This is a genomic window from Paraburkholderia sediminicola (assembly GCF_046030555.1).
GTDB classification, from domain to species: Bacteria; Pseudomonadota; Gammaproteobacteria; order Burkholderiales; family Burkholderiaceae; genus Paraburkholderia; species Paraburkholderia sediminicola_E.
Window position 1 is genome coordinate 264,947 of the sequence record NZ_JAQQCH010000001.1, and the last position, 20,535, is coordinate 285,481.

13 protein-coding genes are annotated in these 20,535 nt (G+C 56.8%); 2 read left to right on the forward strand and 11 right to left on the reverse strand.

Annotation, left to right across the window (positions count from 1 at the left end):
* Positions 1-186: 186 nt before the first annotated feature.
* The 4 genes from PQQ52_RS01245 to PQQ52_RS01260 all read right to left on the reverse strand — a co-directional run bounded on the left by PQQ52_RS01245 (position 187) and on the right by PQQ52_RS01260 (position 8,596).
* Positions 187-1,629, reverse strand: coding sequence for a hypothetical protein (locus PQQ52_RS01245; RefSeq protein WP_408206098.1), 1,443 nt, complete (start codon positions 1,627-1,629; stop codon positions 187-189).
* A 167-nt stretch (positions 1,630-1,796) separates the two neighbouring features.
* Positions 1,797-2,738: a hypothetical protein gene (locus tag PQQ52_RS01250; RefSeq protein ID WP_408206100.1), complete on the reverse strand. Its 942-nt coding sequence runs from the start codon at positions 2,736-2,738 to the stop codon at positions 1,797-1,799.
* 9 nt (positions 2,739-2,747) lie between these two features.
* Positions 2,748-4,196, reverse strand: coding sequence for a hypothetical protein (locus PQQ52_RS01255; RefSeq protein WP_408206102.1), 1,449 nt, complete (start codon positions 4,194-4,196; stop codon positions 2,748-2,750).
* Positions 4,193-8,596 (reverse strand): ATP-binding protein, encoded by a 4,404-nt coding sequence (locus tag PQQ52_RS01260; RefSeq protein WP_408206104.1) that lies wholly within the window; start codon positions 8,594-8,596, stop codon positions 4,193-4,195. Before PQQ52_RS01260 ends, PQQ52_RS01255 begins: the two co-directional genes overlap by 4 nt.
* 261 nt (positions 8,597-8,857) lie before the next feature.
* Between PQQ52_RS01260 and PQQ52_RS01265 the strand changes: the two genes are divergently transcribed.
* The gene (locus PQQ52_RS01265) at positions 8,858-9,625 is read left to right on the forward strand and encodes a hypothetical protein (RefSeq protein WP_408206106.1); all 768 of its coding nucleotides are present in this window, start codon (positions 8,858-8,860) and stop codon (positions 9,623-9,625) included.
* 73 nt (positions 9,626-9,698) lie between these two features.
* Here PQQ52_RS01265 and PQQ52_RS01270 read toward each other — a convergent pair whose 3' ends face one another.
* The 4 genes from PQQ52_RS01270 to imuA are packed head-to-tail and all read right to left on the reverse strand — an operon-like array spanning position 9,699 to position 15,972.
* Positions 9,699-10,661 (reverse strand): SOS response-associated peptidase family protein, encoded by a 963-nt coding sequence (locus PQQ52_RS01270; protein WP_408206107.1) that lies wholly within the window; start codon positions 10,659-10,661, stop codon positions 9,699-9,701.
* Between the two features lie 48 nt (positions 10,662-10,709).
* Entirely contained in the window at positions 10,710-13,859 is a 3,150-nt protein-coding gene (locus PQQ52_RS01275) for an error-prone DNA polymerase (protein ID WP_408206109.1), read from the reverse strand.
* Positions 13,860-13,865: 6 nt separating this feature from the next.
* Positions 13,866-15,335 carry a Y-family DNA polymerase gene (locus tag PQQ52_RS01280; protein WP_408206111.1) on the reverse strand — a complete coding sequence of 490 codons (1,470 nt, stop codon included), beginning with the start codon at positions 15,333-15,335 and terminating at the stop codon, positions 13,866-13,868.
* Positions 15,265-15,972, reverse strand: a complete 708-nt coding sequence (gene imuA / locus PQQ52_RS01285; protein WP_408206113.1) for a translesion DNA synthesis-associated protein ImuA — start codon at positions 15,970-15,972, stop codon at positions 15,265-15,267. Before imuA ends, PQQ52_RS01280 begins: the two co-directional genes overlap by 71 nt.
* A gap of 148 nt (positions 15,973-16,120) precedes the next feature.
* On the opposite strand from imuA, the gene PQQ52_RS01290 reads away from it, so the two are divergent.
* On the forward strand, positions 16,121-16,330 hold the full coding sequence (locus PQQ52_RS01290; protein ID WP_408206115.1) for a hypothetical protein: 210 nt from the start codon (positions 16,121-16,123) through the stop codon (positions 16,328-16,330).
* Between the two features lie 225 nt (positions 16,331-16,555).
* On the opposite strand, the gene PQQ52_RS01295 is transcribed toward PQQ52_RS01290, so the two are convergent.
* The 3 genes from PQQ52_RS01295 to PQQ52_RS01305 form a co-directional block, all read right to left on the reverse strand.
* The gene (locus tag PQQ52_RS01295) at positions 16,556-17,896 is read right to left on the reverse strand and encodes an MFS transporter (protein WP_408206117.1); all 1,341 of its coding nucleotides are present in this window, start codon (positions 17,894-17,896) and stop codon (positions 16,556-16,558) included.
* Between the two features lie 80 nt (positions 17,897-17,976).
* On the reverse strand, positions 17,977-19,491 hold the full coding sequence (locus tag PQQ52_RS01300; protein ID WP_408206119.1) for an aldehyde dehydrogenase family protein: 1,515 nt from the start codon (positions 19,489-19,491) through the stop codon (positions 17,977-17,979).
* Complete coding sequence (locus PQQ52_RS01305) at positions 19,472-20,533, reverse strand: alcohol dehydrogenase (protein ID WP_408206121.1); 1,062 nt, start codon at positions 20,531-20,533, stop codon at positions 19,472-19,474. Before PQQ52_RS01305 ends, PQQ52_RS01300 begins: the two co-directional genes overlap by 20 nt.
* Positions 20,534-20,535 lie beyond the last annotated feature (2 nt).

Consider the following 20,535-nt stretch of genomic DNA (forward strand, 5'->3'; position numbering starts at 1 on the left):
AATTCACTTGTGACTGGTCCGTGTACGTTGTGTCATGTAATGCGCCGATGCATCTTACATCAGCCTTCATCGGTGAGAGTCGACCCACTCGCGGCATGCCCGAACGCGAGCAGGGCATCGCGGTAACCGCCTTAGCCTGCGATATTCCCAAATGTGTCGTGCCTGCGGGCATCCTCGCTGCCAACTTCAGATGGCTGTCGCCATCTGATTCGGTCTCGCTCTCTCCATCAACCTCTCGTAGAACGGAGCGTAGACGTTGAAAAGGTGAGGCGGCAGTTTTGGGCTCCGGTAGGGGGCCTCGTTCAGCAGGTCGGACAGCAGCAAGAGACGCTTTTCCGGGATACTTCGACGTCGCGTGTAGTCTTCAAAGAACATCGCGAATCCGCATTTTTTCAGCCGGACAGCCTCGATAAGCCGGTCGACATGGTCGACGCTGAGAATGTAGACCGGGTTTCCCGACGCAAAGTGGTCTGCACTTGCTGTGAATAGCTGGTCCGTCTCTGCCGCAAAAAGGTCACCGTAGGTGATGACGACCTTGTGCACGGCCGCGTTTGGATAGGTCTTCTGGACGAAAGCTTCGACGTTCCTCAGTTGTTCATCCGCCTTTTTCACGGTTGCACTGAGCTTTGATGCGTAATCACGTGCTGTTCCTGCAGCAGGCAGTGTGTGAGTCAAGGCCTTGTTCTTGACTTCGAGCAACACCACATCAGCCCCATCTAAAACTGCGAAATCGCAGCACTTGCCGCCGACCGAAAAACGGGTCCGAACTTGCTCTTCGTTCAGAATCTCAAGGCCAGTCAAACTGAGGCTACGCCCGACGTACTCTTCGAACAGCTTTTCGAAGCTCTGTCGAATCCCGGGACTTTCGCTGCGGCCAACGATGTCACTCAACGCGTATCCGAGATTGCGGTCGAGGCAGCAGCGCCCCCAGAAATACCAAGTGTTGTTGTCCAGACGCGTGAAGGGTGACCGATACAGCAGGTTCGGCTGGAACCACTCGTCGGAGCTGACCTCGCCGAATTGCTCCGCAGTCACCGGTCGGGGGATGAGCATCGTTTGATAGAATTTTTCGACGGGTGCTCGTCCAAAAATTCCCTGCAAAGCCACTCTATATCTTGGAGCCATCACGGTCGAAATATCTTCGAGCGAGTGTTTGCGAAACAGGGTCGCGAGGCCGAGAAAGTCCATCGGCCGCATGCCCAAACTCTCTTCGAACAGACGATAGAGATTAGACTTCGATTGCAGTTGGTTAATGAGGTCAATCTGGCGCGCGAAGGGTCCCAGTTCCTGCTCTCGTTGATGCGGAATTTGCGGGAGAATCCACGACCTAAGCGCGAGGTGAAATGAGCGACCTGGGCCGAATCCGGTGAAGGCCAAGTCAGCGACCTTCCAAGCCAAGTCAATACAACGCCGCACCTCTTGTCGTGAGATTGCTTCAGAACCGTACATCCGCGGCTCATCCCGCAATACCCAGACCGCGACGCGCTCGGCGAGCCATGGTGCCCGCGGTTTCCCGTCATCTGCCGTCGACTCGGTCCCGATGAACTGGGACAGTTCGGCTAACACACTAACGTAGGAAAATTTTCGGAGCCGGTTGCGGATTGGACGAATCGCGTTAGCGTACGTCATGTGTTCTGCCGCATTTCTTTTGTAGTAAGGCTGTCGAAGTATCCAATGCGCTACAACTGAAGTGTCCGTCATTTTGCACCATCGTGTTTGAATAAGTATCGACCCCGGAAGACTTCATGGGAGCCGGTGTTATACAACACCGCTGCTCCGCAAAAATCGGCCACTACTCAATACTCGCTGATGAGCGACGGGGACACCTTGAACCGCGGCAGATATGGTCCATGACGTACATGGTTCATCAGGCTCCAGTACGCAGACCGGGCGAATGAATGATTGCAATCCTCCGGATATTTATAACGATACCGATGTTCCTCCCCAGGCTCTTGTGTGTACGATTCCAAGAATTCGTCAGCCAAATAGTCGTTGATTCCCCAAAGCAACTCGTTCAGCATTTGAGCTATATAGCTTGAGTGATATGTAAAGATATTCTCGTGGAACCATTCGTAGAAGCCAGGTAGCGCTTTGAATCCTTCTTCGGCACTAATCTCAACACCACTTCGCTTAAGTGTCTGGACAATTTTCTCTACGTTCGACTGCAGGCGCGAAAAGTTGTGCTTGGCAATATCCCCACAAATCTTGATGTATCGAATCCTTTCTATGCGAACGTCTACTTGGACATCTATATCGCCGAACCAGACGTCGGGAACGAGGCAGTCGGCCTCGAGCCACGTCGAGAGCGAGTCAAGCGGCTTCTGTATGCAGTCGCGATTCCTCGCAAGTTTTGGCGCTTCGCATATTTGTCGCAAGTAAAAAAGGAACGTGTAGTCGGTGGGACGACCGGACTTGGGCGGCTTCCTCAAATTAAGGAAGCTGTCGTTTGCACCGCGTTCGTTAGGCTGAGATAGAAAATCACCCAGTAAGATGTTGAACAATCTCTTATCGTTGGAGTTGTCGAACATCAAAAGGACGTCGTCGGTTCGCTTGAGTTTGTTGAAAAATGCATAATTAACCATGCCTCCAAGCATTTCCCAAGCCGCCAAAAGTACGATGGCCTCGTGTTCAATTTCGTTGAATTTATCTGAACGCATATTTTGTGTTGGCTCTCGGTAATTTCGAGCCGCGTCGTCCGCTGCATCGCCGTTAAAAGTGCCGTCCTTCCTGACAGCCACAGGAAGGCTTCATTCGGTGAAAAGTATGCCGCAGAAGCCTTGCTCAGATGCAAATGGCTCATACGCGGTAGCGCGGCATTTGCGAGTGACCCACCAAAGGTAGAAGTCTCGATGTGCCTTTTGGCAAGGGGCGAATGTTTCCAGGTCTAGTTCAGTAACGAGCGCGGTTCCGCACAGTCCGCTCATATCGGTGGGGTGAACGGGGTTCCATCCACTATTCCAATAGCTTAGTGTCGCGATTGGTCCGCTCGTGCATGAGATGCTAAGGCAGCCGTTGTTAGGCTCAATGGAAATGGGACCTTCCGCATCCGTGACGACCGGATAATGGAGCCGCGAAGGATACAAATCGCGTTGCAGGTAGCCGAGGCGACTGAAGCCATACGTCGAAGCTAACGGGGCAGCGTTAGACTCACCATCCAATACATCCCCGAGTGTCAAAACCGGTATGGAGGTAACGCATTGCAAACCGGACGTCTGGCATCCTTCATAGCCCCCGCCTCGTTGGATTTCGGAGAAGCGCTCAAGCAGACTTTGCGCATCTACTAAACTTTCGCCAAACTGTCGCCAACGAACTATGGACAGCTCGGTAACGCTAAGCGGGTCAACCTGTCCCGGAGTCGATAGCGAAAGTAACACACGCCCTTGTGCTACGGACAGCAACGACCGGGCCAAGCTTTGAATATACATCTCAACCGAAGCGGCGTCGCGGGTGATATGGCGGTCGAACGCCGGAAGCCACGACGGGCGAGACGGTCGCATGAACGCAAGTGTCGGGTCAAGAGGAAGGACATCCAGTGCTAGGCGGTTCACCAAGTCGGCGGGCATACGCCAAAACTTTCGTGCGACCGCAAGCGTCCGTTGATAGGCGGACGCCATACGAAGGAAATTTCGATTGGCGAAAGCTCCGGTAGTGTTAGGCCCAATGGGACGAACAAAATGTCCTACGTCGCCTTGGTAAGGGGCGCCTGGAAAAGAGTCTGCGGACAATGTCCATTCGTAATTGCACTGCCGAACAAACGGTAAGTTTGAACGTTGTTCCAGTCGCTGCATCGCGGTCAGGAAAAAGCGCGGCACGTCAGCGCCTTGCATCTCGAAGAACTTTGACGATTCTTGAAAATCCGGAGGAGCAACCTGCAAATGATGCTCGCAGTCGTCTTCCGAGGGAAGGCCACAATCGCGGATTAAGAGAGAGGATAGCGTGGAAGGCCGTTCGAGACTTGAACCCAGTTCTGGCGGCGGGATAAAACCTCTCTTTGTCGCCATCCAGAATATACATACGAGCTCGACAGTCTCCGCCTCCACTTTGCAGCCCTTCAACTCCTGAAGCAAGGAAGTTGTCACCTCCTCACGCATCTCAGGTGCGAGTAGGAGGGTGGCAAGCTCTTGCATCGCCCACCATCGAGTTGATGCGACAGGCCATCTAAAGCGCGCGATGAGCATCGCAAGGTCAGAGTTCAAGCTGAAGCTCCGTTCACCAAATGCCCGGCCCACGCAGGTCTCTCGAGTCGGAGAGTTCTCGTATCCTCCTGGACGCTGCGAACCATTGCCTCTGCGAACGCTACTGCTTCGCCGGTGCGGCCTAGTTGCCCTAGGAAAAATACCATGATGTCGGTTGGAATAACTCGGTCAGGTTTTGGCCCGAAAAGACCGAACGCAGACTTAAGGAAGAATTCATCGCCACGACTACGATACTTCGTTGCCGCGATGCGAAGTCGACTCTCGGTTTCTTTCCTGCTTTCAAAATACCTCGGCCCCAGCCACCCACCGTTCATGCGCTGCGCTTGAACGATATAGGGGAAAGCCGCTCTTGGCCCTTCAAGCCTGAGCTTTGTCGCAAACGCAGCGTCAAGAAGCCCCGCAAGGTCGTTATCGCGGCAGTCAGCAGACAGCAACATAGGCTCTAAGTTTTGGATAAGGTCCGAGCCTAGACCCTGCGATTCCCAATGAGCGTACCATTGCTTCAAAACTTCACGGCGAACACCATAGTGTTCAGCAAGGTCTGTCTGAAGTCTTTTCAGTTCGTTGACGGCGTATGTGCTTACGTCGCCTTCAAACGGAGGGAACTCAGTTGATGTGCCGCCTGATTCTGGCTTCGCTATCGTGCCGATGTCCCAACCCATATGCTCCTTAGCCAAGTCACGAAGCTGCGACGCGTTATTGTTCCCCAACTTGGCGGCATCTTCCAAATCGCGGACAGCTTCATCTTGCATACCCGTTCTCGCTACCGCGGCGAGCGTGCTGGATATGGCTTCTGCGGTTGTCATATAGGTCGCAAGACTTTTTTCTGCTTCATCCCATTGTCCAAGCTCGACGTGTTGTCTGTGTTTTTCAGCCAGTGCTTCTCGATTTAACCTTGCTAGAAGCTCATTGGCCTCAGCAACGATATGCCTGGTTCCCTTGCCATCCGTATAAACGGAGACGTTTTCAATCTGAGACGAAATCTCGTAGAGCAGTCGACGAGCGTCGTCGGGAGCAACGGACGTCAGGTAGCTGATGGCATCCATCACATCTGGGAGGGCGGGGTCTTTTCGTTGCCCGTAACCAAGCACGAGTTCCCACGTAACCCGGCAGAGTTCTCCCGCGAGGCTTGCGAGGCCGTGCCGGAGTGACATCTCACAGAGGTCCAAGAACGCGCGCATCCGGGCTCCAGTTTCCTCTTCGACCACGGCATTGCGGTCGTCTCGTTGCCGGAGAATAAAAAATTCTGCAGCGTCGTCGGTGAGCACCTTGACGAGTTCCGATACATAGGCTGAACGAAAATGGTCGGCGTCAAACCACGAAAGCCGCAATGCTTCATCTACCTCTTTGGAGGTGACCAAGATGTTGCCGCTTATCCGCGAATCTAGTAGGTGAAGGTCAACCGCAAGCGCATTTAGAGCTCGGCGAAAAATCGCCGCGCCTTCTCCACGCTGATAGTTGCTGTAATCCGGCACCGGGATAGATTCGAACGACCGATGGGCATAGAGGAACGAGACCGATTCCCCGGCTGACCAGCGCTTTGCTACGTCCGCCGCAACAGCCGTGAGGTTCTCGAGGTAGTCAGATACATTCTCACGGTCCTTGAACGTCGGTGTCTTGATAAAGCAAAAATCTTCACCAGCAACTGTCATGTGCAGGTGTACTGCGCCGAAGAACCAAAAGCGCGCAAGTTGCGTCAACGCTTCTTGTCTATCGTCGTACTGCGCTTGCGACCAATCGACCTCAGAGCCGCCGGGGAAGACCAGAATGTCTTTTCCCTTCATTGCGCCCATGCACGCAGCTAACAGGCCACAAGACAAGTCTTGAAAATTACTCCACGAGACGAGCTCGGCATCAGCTAAAGCCGCAGCTCGAACCGCGGCATCGCATACCATGGCTTTCTGCTCACCCTGCGGAAGTAGGCTCGCTATCTGAACAAGTCCGCTGACATTGTCAGCGTCGACGTAAGCACCGACGACTTTTTTCCCGATTTCAAGGGAGCTCGACATGACGATTTCGGCAGCTCGTTCGGGCGTACTTCCAGCCACTCCGAGGCCAACGAAGGTGCTCGCGAGGAAGAGTTCCTCTGCCCGCGATTCGTAGCCCCAACGTCGGCCTACGAAACGGCTTTCACCTCTGAATCGATGCAGGGCCTCCGTGGCGCTCTTTCGCGCGGTACCGTAGTCACCGCGCGTCGCAAGGGCGCGGCTTAGTGCTGCCACGTCGAGGGTAGATGTTTCGTGTCGTGATGCAACGGCTTCCTCCATAACGCTAGAGTCTCGCGCGAGCGTCCATGTGCAAGCTTTGAGGCGCACCGCATCGATTCCAGAAAGCTGGTAGGACAGGCTGTTCAGCGACCTCGTTTTTAGATGACGGAGGCGATAGGCATCTGCATAGCGCGCACGGCAAACAGCGTGTTCCTCTGCATCGGCCATAAGACTCTCGAATAGCTCAGTAGGGTATCCCTCGCATAGTCGGTCGATTATCCAATCCCTTTGTAGACCTTCAATGAGGTCCTCGGAATGGCCTTGTTTTGATTTCACAGACCACAACCAGTTGACGCGCAAGCTATTTGGCGCCTCATGGCTAAGCCAGCGCTCCACCGATGGTATCAACGCTTTGACTCGAGGCGCATAGTCATCGGTCTGCTTGATAAAGACGACCAAGCTTTCGTGAAATGGTTTGAGCCCCGCTGGAGAACTGTAGAGCAAATGCATTACTGCGGAAACCTCGGGTAGCGGCGCAGCGGCAATCCGAGCTATCTGAGCAAAACCAGATGTTGGCCAGAAAAACGGGAATTCGCAGACGAGCCTCAACACGTCCTTCTGGCTAGCCGGAAGAAGATTCCATAGTGAGGCATAGTATGTTTTTACATCCTTGCTCATATCTCCAAGGAGTTGTTCAACACTCCATTTCGAGAGTGGGCGGGCTGAGCGGATGAGTTCTTCTATTGCGTATATTACGTGCAGCGGGTGACCATTCGTACGCGCACGTACTTCAGCCGCAGCTGACTGGATTTCCTCTTCAGCGTACGGGCGCTTGTGTTCTATCTGTAGTCGACCCTGTTCGACCTGTTTCCGTACGTATTGAAGGACCGCGTCCGCCGACATGACCGGGAGCTCTCTCCAGGTACTGCGAGGCGTGCCGGCAAGCAACCGACTCGGCAGCTGTGCGTCTTCGACGGGTTGGGTTCCTACCACAACGACCAAATTGTCGAATAACGGCAGCACTTGATTGAAGATTTCATCTAGCGGGCGCTTATCTTGGCCTTGGTTGCGCCAGACATGGTCGAGACCATCAAGAAGGAGAACGAATGGCTTATTGCGTTTCTTGTAGTGAGCGGCGCATGCGGCGAGGGCGGAGCCTAAAGCTCGGTCGGGCACATGGACGTCGGGATGAAAATGCTGGATTTGAGCTAGTAGAGACTCTTCAACGACAAAGCTCGTATGGCGGTCGTGCGACCGGTCCGTTGACGAGAGATAGTAGTGATGCCGCACTAACGGTATGCCCTTCTTTTGCAATAGCTGGCATGCTTTGCTGAGGAAGGTACTCTTGCCGCGACCAGGCGGTCCAGTCAGCACAATCGGTTCAGTCGGAATAGCTTCAATGGCGTTAATGAACGAAAGAAAAAACGCAGTGTCAGGTACGCGGTATCCCGGTGGGATGGCAAAGTTCTCGGGTAGCGGTTCGGGAGCCTCTACAAGCAGGGTCGCGCGAAGCAGTTCGAGCGTAATCCAGCCGTCCGGGGCAGGCTGATTTTTTTGAATGGACCAATGGATGGCCCGGTTCTTGAGCGCCTCAACACCCTGAGGTGTTGAATGGCGTCTGAGCCTCGCCGTGACGTGGCTCTCGATACTTGCGAAACCCTTGTCGCTGTGACGAACGTCCAGCGCATCAAAAAGCTCCTTTGCGTTGGACGGGCCGCCCAGCTCCTCAATCACCTTAAGCTGGATTTCCGTTGGCGCCTTCGTATAATCAATGCGACTGCCTCCGCCAAGACATGCTTCCAGACTTGAATCGGGAATCCGGTTTGTCAGCAGGCGAACGTGGCCGACGCGGTTGCTCTCGATTTTCTTGAGCGCATCGAACCACTTCCTCAGATTTGACCGGGATTTTCCCCCTTTCTTTCCAGGTTTTTCCAGCAGCCACTCCCAATCCAACATATGCTTTTCTTCTGCGGGGGTGAATTTCACCTGCCACAGGTCGGCCTTCCCGTCAGGGCGCTCAGCAACCAGGTCATCGAGACCTTGTGGAGCAACCTCGTCAGCGTCACACTCGAAGCGAACTCGCGTATATCGAGTCGGGGCGTCGAGCCAGTCGCAGAGCACATTGACACCCTGCATCGTTTGATAAACGTATCCTGCAGCGGGAATAGCGGTGGTTTTGACGTTGGCAGCCATGGTCGACAGACGTTTGGTGATGCTGGATTATTAGCGTCAAATTATAATGATGGTTGCAGCGTCATTGAGAAAAATGCGCATAGCAACTTCTTCGATGGGACGATGATGGAAGATTACCCCAGGAGATAGCGACCACCGGGTATTGGTTGGAGGATGCAACTGAGGTGACCGTCGAATATACGGTGACTTTTTCGCGTGGCTTTGCCGGTATGCGACTTGTACTCTAGCTCAACATCACAGATAGCAGGCAAGCAAGAAATTATGGACATAGCATCGGTTGCAATCGCTTCCGCAACAGGAAAACTGCTGGTCGACAAAGCTAAGGATGTTGGTATTGACCTGCTGATTGATAGGTTCAAGGCGCACGTTATAGGTCGCTGGAGCAAACATCGAGCAGAGGTATTCTTGGCTCAGCTGGTCGACGAGGTGAGAAAGCAGGGAGACGAAAATTTTGAATCTGCGAATCTAAACGACCTGCTTAAAAAGCTGGCTGGTGGCGATGCCGAAACGTCGCTACTTTTCGATGCCTATCGGCGAATTGCTTTGTGCGCAAGTAAGGACATCGGTCCGATGGTCATCGGCGTGCTTACGGCTGTCATATTGCAACGAGACTCTAGGGCGACAGATGAAGAGGAACAGATGTTCATGGCTGCCGAGAGCTTGAACGACCGAGATTTCATCGAGTTCATTGAATGGTTCGACCGCGCTCATGCACTGACACACAAGCCGAAGCATCCGACCCTGCAACTACCTACGTTTCCAGGAGTTGTCGCTGTTGAGCACGTTACGGCGAAAGCAACAAGAAACTCCTTCACTGACGCCGATGTACCCGTCAATCTGTTTTCTGACGTCGGGCCGTTTGCTCCAAAGCTCGCAAACTTGGGAATCGTTGTGCAGTTTTCAAGGTCTGCTGATACTTCCAAAGGGCCAGCCAAGACGAAGCATTTTGTGGCAGCAACCCATGTGGCGTCTCGGCTGTACGCAGTCGCCAAACGTGTTGCGTCGGACATCACACCACTTACGAAGTGAATGCCAGAGCAGCGCCGACTCCTGAATTTGTCGAAGAGTCGCTCGCACGGCACGGAATCCGATAGACGTCGTCTCAAGCGGCAAGCTTGTGCTCGTAGTACGGCCGGTCCTTGTCATCGAGGATGGCGTACATCGCGTCCAGGTTCGATGCTTCCGGGTTCAGCCACGTTTCGATGTTCTCAGCCTTGATGGGAATGATGCACCGGTCATGGCCGGCCGCCGCGACCTCCTCTGGCGGCTCGTCCGTTATTGCCGCAAACGACAGCAAGTCCGGTTCGCCCGGTGCTGACCATCGCGACCATAGGCAGGCGACCAACATCAACTGCCGATTGCTTGGGCGAAATTCGAGGACGACGTTTTCGGCTCGGTCATGAGTCTCTGACAGGGTCCCCTCCATCTTGGCCTTGCTGACATTCTCATAGAAAACGTCGACAAGCATCACGCCATGGGTGTACCCAAAGCAAGGCTTCCAGAAACCCTCAAGATTGTCGCGACGGGCGTTATAGGTCCCTGGGTATTTCACGTCATAGCTTGCGGGCTTGCCAGCAATGCGACACTGATAACGCATAGGCTTGACAACGAGTTGACCATTTTCCATGACTAGGACGGGTGCGTAGTGTCCCGGGAATATGCGCGAATCGCGTGGTTTGGCTGTAGTGCGTTGAATGTCATCAAGCTTGCCAAGAGTCCAGGCAATTTTGTCCGTAGCGATTCGCTGGCTCTCGGTCGCCGCCTTGGTGATTTTTGTTTGAAGCGTGCGTTCGGCATCTGCCAGCCGCTTCCGCTGTTTGAACAGGTCCTGCTCAAGCTTCGCACTTTGAGCTGCATTGAATTGGTCGATGGAGGCTTTGATTTCGCGTTCTGCGTCGGTTTTCGGTTCCGCGAAGGCATCCTCCATCGCTTTGGGTATCTTCGCTCTGCTGACACCTTCGGCACGCTCGAAAAACAGGCGCGAGAATTCGCCTATGTCCATGATGGCGCCGAAGATTCGCACGAACTTGCGGTAGTCAGCCTGAATCTGAGCTGAGTAGCACATGGGTGCCTCCGTTCAATGCTTCGATAATACGCAACTTTTTTGCCGCGATTAGCAAAAGTCCCGACTCGCCGTGATTAAGCCGCCCAGCAGATGTGACATGTCAACCAAGCGCTGTGCCACAAGATGTCGCACTTCTCCTTGGCATTGCCAAGTCCCATACACGGCAAGCAAAGATGCGCCAAGCGCTTCCTTGCGCTGTTTCTCGAGAAGGCTTGGCCAGACGATAACGTTCACGTTGCCGGTCTCGTCCTCAAGCGTCACGAACATAACCCCCTTGGCTGTACCGGGGCGTTGCCGAACAGTCACAAGTCCGCAGCCACGCGCGAGCCGTCCGTCACGATAAGTACGTAGCGTCGACGCTGGCATTAGCCGATTTGCGAGCAGTTGCGGCCGAAGCAGTTCCAGCGGATGCCGCCCTAAGGTCAGTCCGACAGACCTGTAGTCTGCGACGATGTCGTTCGCTTCCGTTGGTGCGCCCAATTCGGGCGTCTTATCCTGCACCGCCGCTGCGGCAAGCATGTCCTTGTCAGGCACGGCGGCGACCGACTGCCAGAGGGCCTCGCGGCGATTGCCGGCAAGCGACTCGAGCGCGTTGGCGTCCGCAAGAACATGAAGGTCCTTTCGGTCCAACTGCGCTCTACGGGCCAGGTCAGCGACGGTCTCGAACGGACGTACAGCTCTGGCATTTTCAATGCGCTCCGCGGCGCCATCCTTCATGCCGCGCAGGAGCGACATGCCGAGGCGCACAGCTGGACGGTCATTGTCGCGCAATGGCACCAGGACAGAATCCCAGCCACTGACCGCAACGTCTACTGGCAGCACCTTTACGCCGTGACGTTGTGCATCCTGCACAAGCTGTGACGGCGAATAGAATCCCATAGGCTGACTGTTGAGCATCGCCGCAAGGAATGCCTCTGGCTCATGGCACTTGAGCCAGCTACTCGCGTACACCAGGAGCGCGAAACTGGCGGCATGGCTTTCCGGGAAGCCGTACTCACCGAAACCCTTGATTTGCTCGAAGATGCCTTCCGCGAAAACTTGGTCGTAACCGCGCTCCTGCATCCCGTTGACGATACGGTCGTAGTATTTCTCAAGACCACCTTTCCGCTTCCAGGCGGCCATCGCCCGTCTTAACTGGTCAGCCTCGCCAGCTGTAAAGCCGGCAGCCAGGATGGCCACCTGCATGACCTGCTCCTGAAAAATCGGGACCCCGAGCGTCCGCCCAAGCGCCGTCTTCAGCGCTTCACTTGGATACGTCACAGGTTCGAAGCCCTGACGACGTTGCAGGTAAGGATGGACCGCGCCACCCTGAATCGGTCCGGGCCTGACAATGGCAACCTCAATGACCAGGTCATAAAACGTGCGGGGCTTCATGCGAGGCAGCATGCTCATCTGCGCTCGCGATTCAATCTGAAACACACCGACAGTGTCTGCGGCGGAAATCATCTCGTATGTCTTGGAATCCTCCGGCGGAATGTCCTGCATTTCGAAACGCTCGCCGCGCTGCTCCGACACGATGTCCAGCGCTCGACGGATGGCAGACAGCATGCCGAGGGCGAGCACGTCAATTTTCAGGAGGCCGAGCGCCTCGAGGTCGTCCTTGTCCCACTCGATGACTGAGCGGTCGGCCATCGCCGCGTTCTCGACAGGGACAAGCCGCGTGAGCTTGCCGCGACTGATAACGAAGCCGCCCGAGTGCTGGGACAGGTGTCGCGGAAAGCCGAGGAGCTGGGAAGCGAGTCGGGCCCACGCCTGGATGAGTGGCTTCTCCGGGTCGAGCCCGGACTCGGCGAACCGCTTCAGAAGGTCCTGGCTCGTGTCGAACCAGTGATGACTCTTCGCGACCAGGTCGACAATCTGTGGGTCAACGCCAAGTGCTTTGCCCGTCTCACGCAACGCGCCTCGAGGCCGGTATGTTGAAACAGCGGCGGCGATTGCTGCGCGGTCGCGACCATACTTGCGATAGATGTACTGGATGACCTCTTCGCGTCGCTGGTGTTCGAAGTCGACATCGATGTCTGGAGGTTCACCGCGCTCCTTGCTGATGAACCGTTCGAACAGCATGTTGCCGCGCGCAGGGTCGACCTCGGTAATGCCGAGGCAGTAGCACACCGCAGAGTTAGCGGCGGAGCCGCGCCCCTGGCAAAGGATGTGCTGGCTGCGTGCAAAGCGAACGATGTCGTACACAGTGAGAAAGTACGGTTCGTATTCGAGGTCGGCTATGAGCTCAAGCTCGTGCTCAATCTGCCCCTGTATGTTGTGCGGGATGCCAGACGGGAAGCGTCGCTGCGCGCCAATGTATGTTTCCTGTCGAAGATAGGCTTTCGGGGAGATTCCTGCGGGGACGAGTTCGTCCGGATATTCATAGCGCAGCTCATCGAGCGAGAACGTACAGCGGCTCGCAATGTCGACGGTCGCTGCGAGTGCGTCGGCTGGATACAGGTTCGCGAGCCGCAGCCGCGAGCGCAGATGCTGCTCGGCGTTAGGCGCAAGGTCATAGCCGCACTCGTGCACCGGCCGACCCACGCGGATAGCCGTCATCGTGTCCTGCAGCGGCTTGCGCGAGCGGACGTGCATAACGACATGCCCCAGCGCCACCACGGGGACGTCCTGACTACGCGCGACGAATTCGACTGAGCCGCGGTGGATGTCGTCCATGGCGCGTTGATGAAGCACCAACCCTACCCAGGCGCGGCCAGTAAATGTATCGTCTAGCCACTCGACCTGTGCGGCAAGGACATCCTCGTTTGCCGGGAAATCCGGTACAAGAATGGCGAGACAGTCCGGCATCCCGCGAAGGTGCCAATATTCCTTCTCTGGTCGCGAGAGGTCCTGTGGCGTCAGGCGATATTCGCCCTTGGTTGCCCGGGTGCGCGCAAGCGTAATCAGTTCGGACAGGTTGCCGTACCCCTCGCGGTTCCTGGCGAGCAGAATGAGTCCGAATGCGGGCGAGCCGTCGGCATTGACCAATCGGAAGAACGAGCCGACGATAAACGGTAGCTTTGCTTCCTTCGCGGCGACGTGCGCACGCACAACTCCAGCTAGCGAACATTCGTCGGTGACAGCGAGCGCCAAATAGCCGAGCTGTGCCGCGCGCTCAGACAGCTCCTCGGCATGGGAAGCACCATGCAGGAAGCTGAAATTCGAGAGACAGAAAAGCTCGGCATACGCCAGCAGCACGTTGAAGGTGGTGTCCATGGCGCATCAGCCGAACAGTCCGTGAAGGAACCATCGCTGCTCCTCCTCCGCGTCGCGGCTGCTGACACGCTCGCGATATATCCAGTAGCAGCTCTGGTCTTCCGCCTGGGCCACGAAATAGTCGCGTGTCACCAGCCCACCATCAAACCAGCCGGCTTCGATACGCTCACCGGGCGACACCATCCGCAGCGGAGACCCGTAGAAGGGACGATGCTGACGCATCAACAATCTCACCGGGCTGTTCAGCATCCAGGTCGGTCTTGGAAGGCCGAGCGGAAGTGCTTCCTGCTTCGACTTAAATGTCACCGGCACCCAACGGTTTGCAACCTCAGGGCGATGGTCAGCAGTCGGCGCGGGGCGAAGAACGTTGTCCTCTCCGAGTCGCGCAACAAGTAACTCAAGAAGACGTGCATGGTCTTCCTTGGAACCTCCCGGGTCCGGGAACAGCGTGTCGGAGGCCGGTGCCGCAGGTTCCACTTTGGACGCATCGAGTCGCAGCGCGATGACCGGTGCAGCCAGCTCAATCCGGTGCAACCGCTCCTTCAGTAACCTGACTAGATGCTCCTCTTTCCAGGTCGGCTCGCCTAACGCGATGTCGATGTTTGTTGGCTCGATAGCGTCGCGCCCACGTTCATGTTCGAGCAGCAGCTTGATGGCCGTAACCGCCAGTTGCTTGGCGCAAAGCCAGCCACACAATTGCACGATGAGCCGATGCGCACCGAACACTGCGCCGTCAGCATGCTCGAGACGGTCCGGCATTTCTATACGTGCGGAGAAACTGGGCGGCAGCTCGAGCCAGTCAAAGAGTTCGGGTGCGGTGCCGAATGCGCGGTCGAGCGAGTCGAGCAGATGTTCACCACATCGACGCTGCAGGCCGGCGCGTGGCAGACGTCTAACGTCAGCAATGGTCTCGCAGCCAAGCCCGGAGAACCAGTCTCCGTACGGACGAACTTCGGGAACGGCCATCATCGGCAGAGCGGCCAGTCGTTGCTCGAGCGATGCGAGCTTGAGCACACGGCGGTTCCCAGACTTTGCGAGCAGCCATCCACCCTGGCCGGTGGGCGCAGCGCTGATTCGCGCAGTAAGCCCAAGCGTCCCGAGAACAGTCTTCGCTTCCCGACACAATGCGAGCAACCCGCCAAAGAGTCGAAGACTTGCACCAACCTCAACTACGACGGTCGCTTCGTCAAGCAAGGCGACCTGCGGTGAGAAGCGCATCAGGGCAACACCTACCTCGCGCTGTGCCGCTGCCTCCTTCGCGGCATCGCGTTCATGCATCTCCGTTTCCGGCGACAGTGTCAGCACTCCGCCGCGCTTCATACCGAGGCGCACGCCAGCTGCACGTGCCGTGCTGTCTGTAATGACCACTTTGTCTTTCTCCAGTACTGCACTTCCGTGCGCGGGCTCAGATGACCACTTCGGTCGGAACACCTCGAGCGGCAACTTCGGCAAGTGGACGGCGAGAAAGACGCGCATGTCGGGAAAGCAGTACAGGAGCGGGTTGAAGGGGAATCGACAGAGGCTCTGCGCGCGCTGGCCCTCGTCGTTTTACGATGTCGACGGTCAGACCGTCGGCTGATGGTCTTAACGCAAGCCGCAACAGGGCGGGCGATGAGTCCTGTGCCGCTGCCAGAGGCCGGACCATTACAAAAAGTGTTTCGGATGACTGCGCCGCTAGGTGCAGGCGCCTTAGCGATGAGGCCTGCGCGTATTGCGTCCAGAAGATGAGCGCACTGCAACTGCCTGCCCGCAGAATCTGCTCCGCCGACCAGAGCGCATCCGCAGTCTTTTGCGCTTTGACCCGCAAGACCTGGTCAATGGGAAGTCCGATGTAGCTGAGTCCAAGTCCGTCCGGCGTATGCGGGGGCTGCACAAGGGCGACCGGTCGATTGCCAGCGGCGCTGAGCGCCGGGCGCAGCAGCCGCAATTCGCCCACGCCGGCTTGCTGCACCATCAGGTCGACAAGGGCGCCGACCGGCCAGCCCCCGCCGGGAAGCTCCGCCGACAGCGCCGGATAGCCGGTCTCGACCACCCGGCCACGGCCACGCGCGAGCTGGGACGCACGCCACAGGGACGGATGTATCTCTTCGGCCGTGACAGTTGCGCTAGACATGTGGCATCGAAAAACCTGTATATTTATACAGTATCCTACACGCAAATTCGTAGGCGTGAACTGTCACTTTTATTCTAGGGAACGGGGCCGCGCGACATCCCCAGCTCGGCTTCATATCCTGCTCCCGTTGTCCAGAGGAGGTTCCATCATGCGAGCAGATGAATGGGTTCGGGAGGCCGAACGCGAATCAAAACTTGTCGACGCCCTGTACAAGGCGCGTCATCTTATTTCGATGCACAACGGCATGACCGTGCGATGCGACGGCGAGGAATGGGCGCTTGATTTCGGCCAGGAACTGCAGGTGATTGACGCTGCGTTGAACACCGCTGGAATAGACGCCCGGCGCCTGACGCAATAACTGCTGTGGGCCGCCCAAACTGCGGCATCGTTAATCGAGTCGGTGCGACAGACCTCTGGTCGTCGCCGCTCGAGAGATATGGGCAGGAAGCGCTGTACAGGCGTAGGGCTTCATCCTCGCAATGAGGAAGTTGAAAAAGGTGTGGTATTTGTTCCGACCTAACCGACCGTCGGTGTGCCGCGAAAGATGCTGCTCGCGTAGAGCCGGCGTCGGTCCGACGGAAATTCAAAGCTCAGGATTTTTTGTCCGATTGACGACAATTTTGCCAACCACCATCGTCATCAAAGCAGACACAACAAAGAGGACCGCCACGACGATAAGGCCGATGGCCAGGTTACCTGTCGAGGTCTGAATTCGACCAATTCCCATCGGTGCCAACAATCCACCCAGTAGCGCGCCAAACGAGGCAATAAAGGCGATGGCAGCTGGCTTCACTTGCTCGGGGAGGAAGGTTTGAGGAATGGACCAAAAGATGGCCAAAGAAGAAAAAACCCCAATCGTGGCCACGACAAAGCCCGCGGTCGCGGCCAATGCACTGCTGGAAAGCGCAACGGTCCCGTATCCGATTGCGGCGACCAGACATGCACAGGCACCATGCATCACGCGCTCGTCACGACGGTCCGAGGACCTGCAAACGAACGTCATGCCGATGACGCCTAGGAGCGGAGGAATAGCAGCCACCAATCCAATCCGATTCAGCGGGACACCATTCGCGTGAAGAATCTGAGGCTGCCATGCAGTGAGACAAGCATTACCGCAGAAGATGCCGACATAGACAAAGCACATGAGCCACAATGCCGGAGTGCGCAACACGGTTCCGAAGGTATGCAACGACGTCGATTCCGATTGGCTCCGCTCAGTGGCGAGCTCCGCTTCAAGCCAGTTCCGCTCGTGCGTTTCCAGCCATTTTGCTTGATGCGGGCGGTCCGTGAGATAGACAATGCCGAACAAGCCTAGCACGACCGCTGGTAGCCCCTCGAGGATAAACATCCACTTCCACCCTGGAAGCCCGAACGTACCGTCGAGCTTGAGGATGCTGCTCGATACGAGCGAGACAAGGATGTACGCCAGCGCAATGGAATACGTGAACATCGCGTTGTATCGCGCGCGGTGAGACCGAGGAATCCAGAAGCTTAGGAACAAGAACACGCCAGGCGTCAAGCCGGCCTCTGCGACGCCGAGCAGGCCGCGAACAACGTAGAAGCTGGTCGGTCCCTTGACGAAGGCCATGGCCGTCGTCACCAGGCCGAACGCTATCGCGATTCTGGTGAGCGTCACCCGCGCGCCGAACCTTGCGAGGATGAGGTTGCTCGGTACCTCGAACAGCGAGTAGCCCAAGAATAGGATGCCCAGGCCGATGCTGTACATCTGAGCGGTCAGCCCGAGTTCCCGATTCATGGAGAATGAAGCGAACCCGATGTTCGCGCGGTCAATCACGGATATGACATACAGCGCGATGAGGAACCACATGAGGCGGCGTCCGACCTTCCGCACAATCGCATTGCCGTCGAGTGGTTTTACGCCCGAGACATCCGAATCGTGCACCGAGCCAGTTACTGAGTTCATCTCCAAGTCTCCATTTTTGGTGTTCTCGCTTTTACGAAGCGTCGCGTCGCTTCTTGTGTGCGACTGTGACCCAAGAGGCACTACGCCCCCGGTGGGCAGTACAGGGCTCGCGTCTCCGTGAATGCCAGCAGTCCCTCTTTGCCGAACTGTCGGCCCAAGCCCGACTCTTTCATCCCGCCGAACGGAACCAGCGGGTCAACGCCAACGTGGCGGTTTATCCAGACCGTTCCTGCGACGAGACCTGATGCCACTTGCTGCGCCGCGGCGATGTTCGAACTCCAGACAGATGCACAGAGCCCATACTTGCCGGCGTTCGCTTGTGCGACTGCGTCGTCGTCGTCCTCGAAACGCATGACGGGCAAAACGGGGCCAAACGTCTCTTCGTCGACAAGACGCGCCCCCTGTGTAAGCCCGGTGACGATGGTCGGCTCGATGAAATATCCCGGCTTATCTACAGCGCTTCCGCCCACTACAAAGCGAGCCCTCGGGTCAGCCTTCGTTTCCTTGAGCACGGATAGAACCGAGTCGAACTGAGCCTGGTTTTGAACCGGGCCGAGCTTTACATTCGGGGTAAAGCCGCCGCCCATTGGTGTGTCACGGGCAATCGCGGCCATCCGCTCGACCAGTTCGTCGTGTATCGCGCTATGCACGTACATTCGCTTGATGGCCATGCAGACTTGGCCGCTGTTGACGAAAGCAGCGCCAAAGAGTGCAGGGGCAACATGCTCCAGATTCACGTCCTTACGGACGATGGCCGCATCGTTTCCACCTAGTTCGAGGGTAAGCCTCTTCAATGTGCTCGCTGAACTGGCGACGACTCGCTTCCCGGTCGCAATGGAACCGGTCAGCGTAATTTTCGCGACGTCAGCATGCGTGCTCATTTGCGCGCCCACGTCGTTGCCACCGTTGATGACATTGAAGACGCCTCGGGGGAATACATCCCTCGCCAGTTCCGCGAGCTTGAGCGTGGAGAGCGGTGTGTACGGCGACGGCTTCAGGACGATGGTGTTGCCGGTGTAGAGCGCATGCGTAATCTTAGGCACGGCGAGCCCAATGGGAACATTCCACGGTGCGATTGCGCCCACGACGCCGAGAGGCCGATGCTGAAGGACGACGCGACCGCCTTCGTCGTCTCGTAACACTTCGTCTTCGATGTCGATGGTCAGCATGGCTCTCAGCAACATCGCCGCACGCTCGATTTCGACGCGTGTCAGTGCGAGCGGGCGACCTTGCTCCAAGGTCAGAATCGCTGCGAGCTCAGCTACGTTCGATTCGAGCACTTCTGCAAAGGCACGAAGGCAGCGACGTCTTTCCTTTGTCGCTGTCGCAGCCCACGCGGGGAATGCAGCGTTGGCTGCAGAAATCGCCTGCTCGAGTTGCGTCGCTGTCGCGATGGGCGCAATTGCACATTCGGTCGCCGTGGCCGGGTCAATGACGGGCGCATATTGGCCACCCTCGACAAGCTCACCACCGATGAGCAAACGCAGAGGATTTGACTGCAAGTGGGTCATGACTGCGCTGGGACTGTCCAAAACCATGTCTATTTCCAGGTTGATTGCCCGAAGTTGAATATCGCTACGCTTCGTTGACTGCAACAACGCGACCGAGCACGTGTCCCGCTGAGAGCTCACCCAAGGCTTCGTTGATTGACGACATTGGGCGAGCATGCAGCCGGACAGGGAGGTGTTGCGGCGTGCTACGTTGCATAAGCTTGAGCAACGCTCCCATCTCTTCCAACGAACCGACGTAGGAGCCGCGCAACGTGACATTTCGCATCGGCAGCAGCGCCGTCGAAATGGAGAGCGCTCCTCCGAATAGCCCAACGACAATGACGGTTCCCCCGCGCGATACAGCCTTCAAGGACATCTCGACAGTCGTTCCGTTGCCGACGAAATCGACGACAGCGCGGATACCGTTGGGCGCGAGCTTACGCAACTCGGTGAGGGCATCAGGAGACCGCGTATTCAGGACTGCATCGGCACCTGCCTGCTTTGCCTCCTCAAGCTTCGCGTCTTCGATGTCCGCGACAATGATTTTTGTGTCGGTCAACATCCCCGCGATGGCTACCGCAGCCAGGCCGAGGCCGCCGGCGCCAACCAGTACAAGCGCGTCATCTTCGAGCAAGGGCGGAAGCTTCAGCAACGCGCTGAACGCAGTGAGCCCCGAGCATGCACACGTCGCGGCAAACAGAGGATTTAGCGTCCCGTAGTCCAGCAGGTATCGCCCGTGGGGCACCATCACGTAGTCTGAGTACCCGCCAGGCCTTCGAGTACCGAGTGCACGGCCGCTCTCGCAGTCGACTTCGCGGCCGTTGCGGCAATTGAAGCATTCGCCGCATCCGTGCCAGGGGTAGACAACGCACTTCGTTCCCACGGCGATGGTGGCGTCTTCACCGACCGCATCGACCACGCCGACGATTTCGTGTCCCATCGTGAACGGCAATTGGACGCCGACGCTTTCGAACGAGACCTTCTGTCCGTTGCCCAGGTCCAGCGCACCATGCTGAATATGCAGGTCACTGTGGCAAACGCCGCAGGCTTCAACCTTCACGCGAACTTGCGGTCCTACTGGCGTAAGCGTGTCGCGCCGAACGAGCTGGAGCGGCTTACCCCACTCAGTAATGTCGTAGCTTTGCATGT